A 12,019-nucleotide genomic window follows, 5' to 3' on the forward strand; every position below is an offset into this window, starting at 1 on the left:
GAACGTCGGCACCCGCGCTTCGCTGCTGAGAGCTGATCCGCTCTGAGCAGCATCAGATGCGTCTGGTCATCTCCTGGCGCACGGTGGACGCATGACCGATTCACCACCCCCGCAGCCTTCACGACCGAGCAACGGCGTGCCCTCTTCGACCAACGCGTGCTCGTACTCGACGGCGCCCTCGACGACGACAACGGCACCGTCCTCATGATGCAGCTGGTACAGCTCGCGACGGCGGACCCCTGGAACGACATCGCGCTCTGGATCCATTCGCCCGGAGGCTCGGTCCCGGCGATGCTCGCACTGCGGGACCTCATGAGAGTGATCCCCAACGACGTCAGCACGCTCGCATTCGGGATCGCCTGCAGTGCGGGGCAGTTCCTGCTGTCCTCGGGTACTCCTGGCAAACGGCGAGCACTGCCACACAGCCGGATCCTGATGCACCAGGGATCCGCAGGGATCGGGGAGTGCGGTGGACGTGGCGCTGCAGGCAGACCACCTCCGCAACACCCGCGACACCGTGCTCGGACTCATCGCAGCGGACACCGGGCAGACGGTCGACCGAATCTTCGAGGACTCGTTGCACGACCACTGGTACTCCGCGCAGGAGGCCCTCGACTACGGGTTCGTCGACGTGATCGTCGACGACTTCTCGGTGATCCGGCCCCAGCAGCCCCGCTCCACGGTGACGGGCTTCGGCGGACCTGCGGCAGGGGAGGGAGACCGTTGAGCGCCTACACAATCCCGAACGTCATCGCGCGGGACGCTCGCGGCGACCGGGTCCTGGACGTCTACTCGCACCTGCTCACTGAGCGGATCATCTACATCGGTACCGCGATCGATGCTGGCGTGGCGAATGCCCTCATCGCGCAACTCCTCTTCCTGGAGTCAGACAACCCGGACTCGGACGTCCAGCTCTACGTCAACTGCGACGGCGGCGACCCGAGTGCCATGCTCGCCGTCTACGACACCATGCGGTTCATCCGCCCCGCCGTCGCGACCACCGGTGTTGGCCAGGCAATCGGTGTCGGAGCCGTGCTGCTCGCCGCGGGCGCCGAAGGAAAGCGATCGGCCCTGCCGCACGCTCGGGTGGTGCTCCACCAGCCCGCTGCTCAGGGACAGGGGGCAATTCCCGAGCTCATCCTGCAGGCCGACGAAGTCGTCCGAATCCGGGCCGAGATCGAGGACTTACTCACCCAGCACAGCGGCCAGAGTGTCGACCGACTCCGAGCCGACACGGATCACGATCGCGTCTTCACGGCCCGTCAGGCCCAGCAGTACGGGCTCGTGGACCACGTGATCACTCGACGCTGACCGTCGGCGCTGACTGGCGAAGCGTCACGCTGCGAGAACGAACGCGCTCCGCACTTGTTCGCCACCAGTACCTGTCGAACGTGCCCGCTCGCGAAGCTGTTCTGCTGCCGATGCGGTCAAGTCCAGCAACGAGCTCTCGAGTGCGCCCGCCACGGCTGCCAGCATCTCGCTCGAAGGCTCCTTCCGCCCCCGTTCCATCTCCGACAAGTACTGCGGCGACACCCCTGCACGACGAGCGACGTCGTGCAGGGTGTCCCCGCGGCCACGGCGACGAGCGCGGAGCTCTTGTCCGACGACGTCACGCCAGAGCGGCTCGGGATTGCGGGATCTCATGATGCGAGCTTGGCAGTGTTCCACGTGAAACGTTCGGACTTCCCGTTCGCTGCTCGTGAACTTCAACCAACCGAACGGCTCCACGCCCCGTATCGGGCCGAATTCTCCCTCGCTGGCCCCGACACACGAACCGAGCCTGCGAAGCCCGCTACGGGCCGCACAGCACCAGCGGCGAGCCGTCAGGACGAGACGTCGCTGATCCCGAGCTCCGACAGGATGCGATTGAGGTCGTCGCCGTTCGCGAAGTCGATGGTCACGGAACTCTTCCGCGCCCCCACCGCGATCTTGACCCGGGTGTTCAGCCGGTCGCCGATGCGCTCGGCAAGGTCGTTGAAGTGTGCTTGGTTCTTCGAGGGCTGCGGGGCCGTCCTCGGCGGAGTCTTCGTCGCCAACTGCTGCGCGATCGCTTCGGCAGCACGAACGGACAGGTCCTCGTTGACGATCTTCTCGGCGAGGTACTCCATCGCCTCGGCGTCGGGCGCAGCAAGGATCGCGCGGGCGTGACCGGCCGAGAGCACGCCGGCGGCGACTCGTCGCTGCACGGGGGAGGGAGCCGCAGCAGACGGATGGTGTTGGTGATCTGGGGACGCGATCGGCCGATGCGCTGGCCGAGCTTGTTCCTGCGTGATTCCGAAGTCCGCCAGGAGCTGCTGGTACGCCGAGGCCTCTTCGAGCGGGTTCAGCTGCGCTCGGTGCAGGTTCTCGAGCAGAGCATCCCGAAGCATCGCGTCGTCCGGCGTCTCCTTGACGATCGCCGGGATGGTCGTGAGCCCGAGTTCCTTGGTTGCGCGGAGGCGCCGCTCACCCATGATCAGCTCGTACTGCGGCTCCGTCCCCACAGCCCCGGGGATCGGGCGGACCACGATGGGCTGCAGCACGCCGATCTCACGGATGGAGTGGACGAGCTCCTGCAACTCTTCTTCGCGGAACTCCTTGCGGGGCTGCTGCCCGTTCGGGATCACGTCCAGCGGGTTGAGGTTCGCGAGTCGGGCTCCCGGAACGGCGACGAGTTCGTCCGCGGTGGGTGCCGACGCCGGCGACCCACCGGTCGGAAAGAACACGTCGACGGGGCGGTCCTGCTGGTCCGTCGCCGTGGGGATGAGCGCGCCGATGCCGCGGCCGAGTCCGGTTCGCTTGGGTGCCATCAGTCTTGCGCTCCTCGTGCTGCGATCTCGGCGGCCGCTTCCAAGTAGGAGAGCGACCCGGTGGAGTTCACGTCGTACGCGACGACGCTCTGTCCGTAACTCGGCGCTTCACTCACCCGAACGGACCGGGGGATCATCGCCTTCAAGACCTGGTCACCGAAGTGCTCGCGCACGTCGTTCGCCACCTGGTTCGCCAGATTGGTCCGACCGTCGTACATGGTGAGCAGGATCGTCGAGACCCGGAGGTTCGGGTTGAGATGCCGCTCGATGAGCTCGATGTTGCGTAACAGCTGGCTGAGTCCCTCGAGCGCGTAGTACTCGCACTGGATCGGGATCAGGACTTCCTGTGCCGCCACGAACGCGTTGATCGTCAGGAGACCAAGCGATGGCGGGCAGTCGATGAAGACGTAGTGGTACGGCTCGTCCAGCGACTGGAGGTACAGGTCGAGCGCCGTACGCAGCCGCTGCTCGCGCGCGACCAAGGAGACGAGCTCGATCTCAGCACCCGCGAGGTGGATCGTCGCCGGCACGCACCAGAGGGTGTCGGACTCGGGGGAGCGCTGCACCGTGTCGGCCATCGCGGCCTCGTCGACGATGACGTCGTAGATGCTCGCGACCTCGGCCTGGTGGTCGACGCCCAAGGCCGTCGACGCGTTGCCCTGCGGGTCGAGGTCGATCACGAGCACCCGTGCACCACCGTGCGCGAGGCCAGCGGCCAAGTTGACGGTCGTCGTGGTCTTCCCAACGCCGCCCTTCTGGTTCGACACGGTGATGATCCGCGTCTTCGAGGGCAACGGAAACTGCTGCGTCGCGATCGCACGGCGCCGGCGGTTGAGATCGGCGATCTCGCGAGCAAGCGGAGTCGACGCGTCGTAATCGGTCGATGAGCTCAACGAGTGCCTCTTCCCCGGTTCGGTGTTTCACGTGAAACGTGGAGCAGCAAGGGATCAGTCGTCCCGATCCGAGCCGCAGGGTCAGTCAACTGTAGCCCGGAAGACGCGCGTGGTCTCTGCGACCACACCGTCCCCGAGCTCGAGGACCTCGACGTCCGAGAGGTGCTGGCGCAGGATGACCTTGCGTGCCTTGTCGATCTCGTCGTCGACTCGCGCACCCTTCATCAGGATGAGCTGCCCGCCCGAGCGGACGAGTGGAACCGTCATCGGGATGAGCTTCGACAATGCACTGACGGCGCGCGCTGTGACCTGATCGACCACGATGTCGTCAGAGACGTCCTCGGCGCGGCCGCGGACCACCGTCACGTTCGGCAGTCCGAGCCGGCTCGCCTCGCTGGTGAGCCAGTCCACTCGGCGCTCCATCGGTTCGATGAGCGTGAAGTGCACGTCCGGACGGGCGATCGCGAGCACGAGACCGGGCAGTCCTGCACCCGAGCCGACGTCGGCAACCCGGCCACGGGCCTCCAGGAGGGGCGCCAGCAATGCAGAGTTGAGGATGTGTCGCGTCCAGAGTCGAGGCAACTCGAGCGGGCCGATCAGGCCCAGCTCCTCGCCCCGGCGAGCCAACTCGTTCGTGAACGACCGAGCCGTTTCGATCTGATCGCCGAAGAGCGCGGACGCAGCTGCAGGCTCAGCCTCGAGCACCGGAGCAACGTCCGAAGGTGCGGGAGCGGTGTCCGCGGACACCGACTCGTCCGTCATCGGGTGACGACCGTGTGGCGGTCCCGACCCTCACCCTCGGACTCCGAGTGGAAGCCCTTCTCAGCGACGAGGTCGTGGACCAGCTTGCGCTCGTACGACGACATCGGGGGAGTGCTGCGGACGACGATCCACCCTCGATGCGCTCGACGGCGGTGTCGACCAGTCGCTGCAGCTCGTCGGCACGAGCGTCACGGGACCCGCCCACGTCGAGGATGAGCCGGCTGAACTCGCCCGTCTCGGCCTGGACGGCGATGCGGGTGAGTTCCTGCAGGGCCGTGACGGTGTCCGGCTTCGAGAGGACGCGGAGCGCCTCGCCGTCGTCGGTGACCGACAGGTAGACGCGACCGGCGCGCTCCTCGATCTCGATGTCCCCGTCGAGGTCGCAGATGTCCAGGAGTTCCTCGATGTAGTCCGCAGCGATGTCGGCCTCGTCACGGGCGTCCTCGTCCGGGACCTCGGTGGTGTCGACGGCTGCGGCGGTGTCCTGCTCGGTCACTTACTTCTTCCCGTTCTTCTTCGAGCGCTGCTTGCCGACCGGCTGCGAACGCTGGGTGGTGACACGCACGGCCTCGATCTCGGCGGCGCCAGCACCGGCACCGGCCTCGGCGAGCACCGGGTTCGCGATCCCGCGACGCTGGGCCTTCTTGGCCAGGCGTGCCTCCCGTGCCAGGGCCGCCTCGGAACCGGGCGTCGGCATGCTGCGGATGACGAAGTACTGCTGCGCCATCGTCCAGACGTTCGAGGCGAGCCAGTAGAACATGACGCCGAGGGGAAGCTCAGACCCGAGATCACGAAGACCAGCGGGAGGATGTACAGCATCATCTTCTGCTGGCGGTACATCGGCGACGCCTTGGTCTCCGGCGACATGTTCTTGGCGACGAGCTGCAGCTGCGTGATGAACTGCGAGGCCGTCATGACGACGATCATGAAGCCGGCGATCGCACGCACTTCCCACCCGGAGGCGTTGGTGAACGTCTCGTGCAGGGGCGCACCGAACAGGGCCGCGTTGCCGAACGACGCCGCGAGGTCGTTCGTGAGCAGGCCGACGCCGGTCTTGTTGATCTGCGCTTCGTGCAGCACCGAGTACAGCGAGAAGAAGATCGGCATCTGCAGCAGCAGCGGCAGGCAGGAGCTCAGCGGGTTGGTGCCCGTCTCCTTGTACAGGGCCATGGTCTCGCGGCTCATGGCCTCACGCGAGAACTGGTCCTTCTTGCCCTTGTACTTGTCCTGGATCTTCTTCAGCTGCGGCGCGACCTCGAGCATGCGGCGCTGCGACTTGATCTGCCGCACGAAGATCGGGATCAGCGCGGCGCGGACCACGAACGTCAGGAAGATGATGGAGAGGACCCAGGTGATACCCGCGCCCGGGTCCATGCCGATGCTCTCGAAGACCCAGTGGAAGCCGACGAGGATGGCGGAGACCACCCATTTGAGCGGCCAGAGGATCGTACCGATGATTTCCATGGGGACGGCTACGCCTTTCGAGTGCGCTGGGGGAGCAGGACCGGCCGGGCCGTTCCGACCGCGGGGTGCGGCTGCTGCGGGATCGGCGCGAGGACGAACCCGAACCGGTTGACGACGAACGGGCGACGACGTTCCGTGACGTCGTCGATCCCGCCTGCAGCCCAGGGGTTGCAGCGAGCGATGCGCCAGGCGCCCATCGCGGATCCGCGGACGACGCCGTACTGCTGGATCGCCTCGAGGGCGTACCGGGAGCACGACGGGTGGTACCGGCAGACGTTGCCGTACAACGGGGAGATCACTGCACGGTAGGCGCTGAGCACGACGACGCACGCGTTGCGTGGGAGCAACGCGGCGACCCAGGCCAGCCGGGTCCACAGGGTGCGGTTCATGCTGCCTTCTCCACCCCGCGCGCGAAGGAGCGCACGACGTCTTCGAGCAGGGTAGGCCATCCGGCCTGCGATGCGGCTGGCAGTGCGCGCACCACCACGTCGTACCCCACGGGGGAGTCGGCGAGGATGCCGTGCGCGATCGCCTTGAGCCGCCGCCTGATCAGGTTCCGGGTCACGGCGTTGCCCACCGTCTTGGCGACGATGAAGCCGAACCGCGACGGTCCGGTCGGGTCCGTCGAGCGACGGACCACGGACACGACGACGTGCGCCGTGGCGCTCTTGCGACCACGACGCACGACGTTCCGGTAGTCGTCCCCGCGGACGATGCGGTTGGCGCTGGCCAACACTGCGATGCCGGGGTCAGACCGAGGACCGGATCAGGCAGTGAGCCTGATCAGGCCGAGAGCTCGGTGCGGCCCTTGGCGCGACGCGCCGACAGGATGGCGCGGCCGGCACGCGTCCGCATGCGGAGGCGGAAGCCGTGCTTCTTGGCGCGGCGACGGTTGTTCGGCTGGAAGGTGCGCTTGCTCATGATCTCTCCACACGGCTGCTCGCGGCGAGCCGTCACGTATGTATGTGTCATCGCTCGGTGTCGAACGACGCAGATGGGCGCGACCAATCGGCCGCAGTCAACTGGTTAACGGTACGTGACAGCAGCGAGCAGGTCAAACGCCGATCGGGCCGGCCTCGGTGCCGGAGGCGTCGAGGACACCGCTGCGGCCCATTCTCCACATTGGGGACAACTTCCGTTCGGTGCCACCCGGCCCGGTCCTTTACAGTGGGGTCATCGATCGGCCCCGCGCCCCGGTACGACAGGGAAGTACTCCTGTCCGACGGATCCGGGCGGTCGTGGACAACACTGTGGACAACCCTGTGGGAACACGCGCGGTACGAGGCGTCGACGAAGCCCCCGAGACCCCGACGAACCGCTGGCGCACGACACGGTCCCCGGAGCGCCACACCCCGCGGCACTCCGGCACGTCCGACCCAGCAGGACGCACCCCGGTCCGGCACCGAACGCACGACACACACCTGGAGACGAGCGCGACATGACGATGCCGGCCGACCCCGTCGAGGACCTCTGGTCATCCGTACTCGGAATCCTCAGCGAAGACCCCCGCATCACGCCGCAGCTCCACGGGTTCCTCAACCTGGTCGAACCGAAGGGCGTCCTCGCCGGCACCCTGTACCTCGAGGTCCCCAACGACCTGACCCGCGGCATGCTCGAGCAGCGGATACGCATCCCGATCACCGAGGCCGTCGCCCGCATCGGTGACGACTCGGTCGCGAACTTCGCCATCACGGTGAACCCGGACATGGCGTCCGAGCCGCGCGTCGACCCGAACGTGCCGGAGTACGCCGAACCCGTCCAGGAAGCGGTGGAGCAGAGCGCCGCACCCCGCCAGTACATCGAGGCACCCTTCGTGCCGAGCCAGATCGACTCCCCGGGCACGAGCGGCCGGCCCGAGTCGCGGCTCAACCCGAAGTACAACTTCGACAACTTCGTCATCGGCTCGTCGAACCGCTTCGCCCACGCCGCAGCGGTCGCGGTGGCCGAGGCTCCGGCGAAGGCCTACAACCCGCTCTTCATCTACGGCGACTCCGGACTGGGCAAGACCCACCTGCTCCACGCCATCGGGCACTACGCCGAGAGCCTCTACCCGGGGATCCGCGTCCGGTACGTGTCGAGCGAGGAGTTCACCAACGACTTCATCAACTCGATCGCGAACAACCGCTCGAACCAGTTCCAGCAGCGCTACCGCGACATCGACATCCTGCTGATCGACGACATCCAGTTCCTGCAGGGGAAGGACTCCACGCAGGAGGCCTTCTTCCACACGTTCAACACGCTGCACGACCACAACAAGCAGGTCGTCATCACGTCCGACGTCGCACCGAAGCACCTGACCGGCTTCGAGGACCGCATGCGCTCCCGCTTCGAGTGGGGTCTGATCACCGACGTCCAGGCGCCCGAGCTCGAGACGCGCATCGCGATCCTGCGCAAGAAGGCGCAGTCCGACCACCTGCAGGTGCCGGACGACATCCTCGAGTTCATGGCCTCGAAGGTGTCGAGCAACATCCGGGAGCTCGAGGGGACGCTCATCCGCGTCACGGCGTTCGCGAGCCTGAACCGGACGGCCGTCGACATGGCCCTGGTGCAGACCGTCCTCAAGGACCTGATCACCCTCGACGAGGACAACGTCGTCGCGCCGACGGACATCATCAACCACACCGCGGAGTACTTCAAGCTCTCCGTCGACGACCTGTACGGCTCGTCCCGCTCGCAGGCGATCGCCACCGCGCGACAGATCGCGATGTACCTGTGCCGCGAGCTCACGAGCCTGTCGCTCCCGAAGATCGGGCAGCTGTTCGGCAACCGCGACCACACCACGGTCATGTACGCGAACAAGAAGATCACCGAGCTCATGAAGGAGCGGCGGTCGATCTACAACCAGGTCACCGAGCTCACGAGCCGCATCAAGCAGGACCGCCGCTACCGCTGAGATCGGTGCGTCTCCGGGCGCATCCACCATCTGAGACGGTTCCATGGGCCGGAGTTCTCACAGTGTGGATAGCCTGTGGATAACTGTGGAGGACACGCCGCCTGGTTGTTCACAGCGAGGGGGCCTCCTGTGGAAACTGGGGATGGAAGTGGATAGATGAGATTCATTCATCCCGACGTCGCCCACAGACCGCCCACAAGTCACAACCGTGTAGTTCCCTACGGCCGAGCGGCATGCACAGGGTTATCCACAGTGTGCACAGGCGTTAACACCATTACTCCTGGTTAACGATCCATCTCCGCGGGACAACCTTGTGGACGGCGGGATGACAAGAAATCCGGCCCACGTCCGCCTGTGCCAGAATGGGGCGGCCGGACAGTCCAAGCCGATCGACAGGGGTTCCAGCTGTGAAGTTCGAGGTCAACCGGGACGTCTTCTCCGAAGCCGTCTCCTTCGCGGTGAAACTCCTCCCACAGCGCACGACCCTCCCGATCCTGTCGGGCGTCCTGATCCACGCCGACGGCGATCGTCTGACGCTCTCGTCGTTCGACTACGAGGTCTCCGCGCAGACGTCCATCTCGGCGCAGATCGACGACCCGGGCACGGTCCTGGTCAGTGGTCGCCTGCTGAACGACATCGCGAGCCGACTGCCGAACGCTCCGGTGACCTTCACGACCGAGGACTCCAAGATCTCGGTCTCCTGCGGATCGGCGCACTTCACGCTGCTGTCCATGCCGGTCGAGGAGTACCCGACGCTGCCCGAGATCGGTCCGCAGACCGGTGTCATCCCCGGCGATGCCTTCTCCGAGGCGGTGTCGCAGGTCGCCGTCGCAGCGAGCCGCGACGACGTCACCCCCGTCATCACCGGTGTCCAGCTCGAGGTCGGTGACAACGACCTGTCGCTCATCGCCACGGACCGGTACCGCGTGGCCGTCCGCACCATCGCGTGGGACTCCGGCCGCGTCGGCTCGGACCCGTTGCACGCGCTCGTCCCCGCCCGCACCCTGCAGGAGGTCGGTCGCACCTTCGGGTCGGCATCCACCGTCTCGGTCTCGATCAGCGGCAACTCGGACCGTGAGCTCATCGCGTTCCACGCCGACGACAAGACGGTGACCTCCCTGCTCATCAAGGGCAACTACCCGCCGGTCCGCCGGCTCTTCCCCGAGAACGTCAACGACCACGCGGTGATCAACACCGCCGAGCTGGTCGAAGCCGTCCGACGGGTCTCACTCGTCCTGGAGCGCGAAGCGGCGCTCCGGTTCTCCTTCACGGTCGACGGGCTCACGCTCGAGGCGATCGGATCCGAACAAGCGCAGGCGTCAGAGTCGATCAGTGCGTTGCTGACCGGAGAGGAAACGGTGGTCTCGCTGAAGCCCGCCTTCCTCCTCGACGGACTGAACGCGGTGCACTCCGAGTTCGTCCGCATCTCCTTCACCAAGACGGAGAACCCCAACAAGCCGGGCCCGGTGCTGATCACCGGCCAGACTTCGCAAGAGGCTGCCGCGACCGATGGATACCGGTACCTGCTGCAGCCCAACCTGCTGCTGCGATAGGCGCAACAGGAACACTGCGCTGACGCACCACCTGCGGACTCAGCGCGACGACGAAACAGAAGAGGAAATCATGCACATCGGTCTTGTCGGCCTTGGTCGCATGGGCAACAACATGCGTGCCCGTCTCCGCAACGCAGGGATCGAGGTCACCGGTTACGACGCGAACCCCGCCGTCTCCGACGTCGCGAGCCTCGCAGACCTGGCGGGCGCCCTGCCCGAGGGTCAGCGACTCGTCTGGGTGATGGTGCCGCACGGCAAGATCACGGACGACGTCATCACCGAGCTCGCCGGCGTCCTGAACGAGGGCGACCTCGTCATCGACGGTGGCAACTCGAAGTGGCTCGACGACACCACGCACGCCGAGCAGCTCGGTGCGCGCGGCATCCGTTACATGGACGCCGGTGTCTCCGGTGGCGTGTGGGGCAAGGACAACGGCTACGGCCTCATGGTCGGCGGTGACGTCAAGGACGTCGAGTTCGCCATGCCGGTCTTCGACGCACTGCGCCCTGAGGGCCCGCGCGAAGAGGGCTTCTCGCACGCCGGCCCCATCGGCGCGGGTCACTACGCCAAGATGGTCCACAACGGCATCGAGTACGCGATCATGCAGGCCTACGGCGAGGGCTACGAGCTCCTCGAGGCCAAGGACCTGATCACCGACGTCCCCGCCGTGTTCGCCGGGTGGCAGCGCGGAACGGTCGTCCGGTCCTGGCTGCTCGACCTCATGGTCCTGGCCCTGAACGAAGACCCGAAGCTCGACGAGCTCGAGGGCTACGTCGAGGACTCGGGCGAGGGTCGCTGGACGCTGGAAGAGGGCATCGAGCTCGCCGTTCCGATGCCGGCGCTGTCGGCGTCGATCTTCGCGCGCTTCGTCTCGCGTCAGGGCAGCGCGTCCCCGACGATGAAGGCCGTCGCGGCGCTCCGCAACCAGTTCGGCGGTCACGCCGTCAAGAAGTCCTAGGACCACCCGGGGAAGCCCGGACTCGGCCCGCGTGCACGTCGACCATCTCCAACTCACCGACTTCCGGAACTACCGGGAGGCGGACGTCGACCTCGCACGCGGGCCGAACCTGTTCGTCGGGCGGAACGGGCAGGGCAAGACCAACCTGGTCGAGGCGATCGGCTACCTGTCGACGCTCGGGTCCCACCGGGTCCCGACGGATGCCGCGCTCGTCCGCCAGGGTTGCGACGCCGCGATCGTCCGCGCCCGCCTGGCGCACGAGGACCGCAGCATCCTCGCCGAGGTGCAGATCAACCGCACCGGGGCGAACCGTGCGCAGGTGAACCGGTCGGCGATCAAGCCCCGTGAACTCCCGCGCTACTGCACCTCCGTCCTCTTCGCTCCCGAGGACCTCGCCCTGGTCCGTGGCGAGCCGGCCGGTCGCCGCCGCATGCTCGACGAACTGCTCGGCCAGATCGCACCGCGGATGCAGGGGTCCTGGCCGACTACGACCGCACGCTCCGCCAGCGGAACACCCTGCTCAAGTCGGCCCGTGCCACCGGCGCCAAGGCGAACGCGCTGTCGACGCTCGACGTCTGGGACGACCGCCTGGTCGGACTCGGTGCCGAGATCGTCGCCGCGCGCGACCACCTGACCCGCCGGCTCGCACCGTTCGTCGCCGAGGCGTACGCCACCGTCGCCGGCGAGGACCACGATGCCTCGATCGC

The 12,019-nt window shown here is 66.8% G+C and carries 13 protein-coding genes and 3 pseudogenes; 7 read left to right on the forward strand and 9 right to left on the reverse strand.

The annotated features are described in order from the left end of the window. Positions 1–156: 156 nt before the first annotated feature. The 3 genes and pseudogenes from JN350_RS20515 to JN350_RS02775 all read left to right on the forward strand — a co-directional run. Positions 157–402 (forward strand): annotated as a pseudogene (locus JN350_RS20515) (ClpP family protease); the annotation flags it as partial. Positions 403–475: 73 nt separating this feature from the next. After that, on the forward strand, positions 476–727 hold the full coding sequence (locus tag JN350_RS20520) for a ClpP family protease (protein ID WP_461964352.1): 252 nt from the start codon (positions 476–478) through the stop codon (positions 725–727). Beyond that, on the forward strand, positions 724–1,311 hold the full coding sequence (locus tag JN350_RS02775; protein ID WP_205463475.1) for a ClpP family protease: 588 nt from the start codon (positions 724–726) through the stop codon (positions 1,309–1,311). Before JN350_RS20520 ends, JN350_RS02775 begins: the two co-directional genes overlap by 4 nt. A gap of 24 nt (positions 1,312–1,335) precedes the next feature. On the opposite strand, the gene JN350_RS02780 is transcribed toward JN350_RS02775, so the two are convergent. The 9 genes and pseudogenes from JN350_RS02780 to rpmH form a co-directional block, all read right to left on the reverse strand. Beyond that, the gene (locus JN350_RS02780; RefSeq protein ID WP_205463476.1) at positions 1,336–1,644 is read right to left on the reverse strand and encodes a helix-turn-helix domain-containing protein; all 309 of its coding nucleotides are present in this window, start codon (positions 1,642–1,644) and stop codon (positions 1,336–1,338) included. 179 nt (positions 1,645–1,823) lie between these two features. Next, complete coding sequence (locus JN350_RS02785; RefSeq protein WP_240347496.1) at positions 1,824–2,789, reverse strand: ParB/RepB/Spo0J family partition protein; 966 nt, start codon at positions 2,787–2,789, stop codon at positions 1,824–1,826. Next, positions 2,789–3,682 carry a ParA family protein gene (locus tag JN350_RS02790; RefSeq protein ID WP_275898011.1) on the reverse strand — a complete coding sequence of 298 codons (894 nt, stop codon included), beginning with the start codon at positions 3,680–3,682 and terminating at the stop codon, positions 2,789–2,791. The genes JN350_RS02785 and JN350_RS02790 overlap by 1 nt, the downstream gene beginning before the upstream one ends. Positions 3,683–3,763: 81 nt before the next feature. Then, on the reverse strand, positions 3,764–4,444 hold the full coding sequence (gene rsmG, locus JN350_RS02795; RefSeq protein ID WP_205463478.1) for a 16S rRNA (guanine(527)-N(7))-methyltransferase RsmG: 681 nt from the start codon (positions 4,442–4,444) through the stop codon (positions 3,764–3,766). Further along, positions 4,441–4,940, reverse strand: a pseudogene (locus JN350_RS02800) (Jag family protein). The gene rsmG and the pseudogene JN350_RS02800 overlap by 4 nt, the downstream one beginning before the upstream one ends. Beyond that, positions 4,941–5,908 (reverse strand): annotated as a pseudogene (gene yidC / locus JN350_RS02805) (membrane protein insertase YidC). A gap of 8 nt (positions 5,909–5,916) precedes the next feature. Next, positions 5,917–6,297, reverse strand: coding sequence for a membrane protein insertion efficiency factor YidD (gene yidD / locus JN350_RS02810; protein WP_205463479.1), 381 nt, complete (start codon positions 6,295–6,297; stop codon positions 5,917–5,919). Continuing rightward, on the reverse strand, positions 6,294–6,644 hold the full coding sequence (gene rnpA / locus JN350_RS02815) for a ribonuclease P protein component (RefSeq protein ID WP_123937122.1): 351 nt from the start codon (positions 6,642–6,644) through the stop codon (positions 6,294–6,296). Before rnpA ends, yidD begins: the two co-directional genes overlap by 4 nt. A 47-nt stretch (positions 6,645–6,691) precedes the next feature. Continuing rightward, complete coding sequence (gene rpmH / locus JN350_RS02820; RefSeq protein ID WP_022889115.1) at positions 6,692–6,829, reverse strand: 50S ribosomal protein L34; 138 nt, start codon at positions 6,827–6,829, stop codon at positions 6,692–6,694. Positions 6,830–7,346: 517 nt separating this feature from the next. On the opposite strand from rpmH, the gene dnaA reads away from it, so the two are divergent. From dnaA to JN350_RS20525, 4 genes are all read left to right on the forward strand, one after another. Further along, positions 7,347–8,801 (forward strand): chromosomal replication initiator protein DnaA, encoded by a 1,455-nt coding sequence (gene dnaA, locus JN350_RS02825; RefSeq protein WP_111083682.1) that lies wholly within the window; start codon positions 7,347–7,349, stop codon positions 8,799–8,801. Positions 8,802–9,208: 407 nt separating this feature from the next. Continuing rightward, entirely contained in the window at positions 9,209–10,354 is a 1,146-nt protein-coding gene (gene dnaN / locus JN350_RS02830) for a DNA polymerase III subunit beta (RefSeq protein ID WP_111083683.1), read from the forward strand. Between the two features lie 70 nt (positions 10,355–10,424). Then, positions 10,425–11,312 carry a phosphogluconate dehydrogenase (NAD(+)-dependent, decarboxylating) gene (gnd, locus tag JN350_RS02835; RefSeq protein WP_123292939.1) on the forward strand — a complete coding sequence of 296 codons (888 nt, stop codon included), beginning with the start codon at positions 10,425–10,427 and terminating at the stop codon, positions 11,310–11,312. Between the two features lie 31 nt (positions 11,313–11,343). Continuing rightward, on the forward strand, positions 11,344–11,946 hold the full coding sequence (locus tag JN350_RS20525; RefSeq protein WP_461963564.1) for an AAA family ATPase: 603 nt from the start codon (positions 11,344–11,346) through the stop codon (positions 11,944–11,946). Positions 11,947–12,019: the final 73 nt, after the last annotated feature.

The sequence above is a fragment of the Curtobacterium sp. 24E2 genome (assembly GCF_016925595.1).
Lineage (GTDB): Bacteria > Actinomycetota > Actinomycetes > Actinomycetales > Microbacteriaceae > Curtobacterium.

What these genes read in the sequence shown, in the direction of transcription:
- gnd (WP_123292939.1), top strand. Translation starts at nt 10,425, where the DNA reads ATGCACATCGGTCTTGTCGGCCTTGGTCGCATGGGCAACAACATGCGT.
- JN350_RS02780 (WP_205463476.1), bottom strand. Translation starts at nt 1,644, where the DNA reads ATGAGATCCCGCAATCCCGAGCCGCTCTGGCGTGACGTCGTCGGACAA.
- JN350_RS02785 (WP_240347496.1), bottom strand. Translation starts at nt 2,789, where the DNA reads ATGGCACCCAAGCGAACCGGACTCGGCCGCGGCATCGGCGCGCTCATC.
- dnaA (WP_111083682.1), top strand. Translation starts at nt 7,347, where the DNA reads ATGACGATGCCGGCCGACCCCGTCGAGGACCTCTGGTCATCCGTACTC.
- rsmG (WP_205463478.1), bottom strand. Translation starts at nt 4,444, where the DNA reads ATGACGGACGAGTCGGTGTCCGCGGACACCGCTCCCGCACCTTCGGAC.
- rpmH (WP_022889115.1), bottom strand. Translation starts at nt 6,829, where the DNA reads ATGAGCAAGCGCACCTTCCAGCCGAACAACCGTCGCCGCGCCAAGAAG.
- yidD (WP_205463479.1), bottom strand. Translation starts at nt 6,297, where the DNA reads ATGAACCGCACCCTGTGGACCCGGCTGGCCTGGGTCGCCGCGTTGCTC.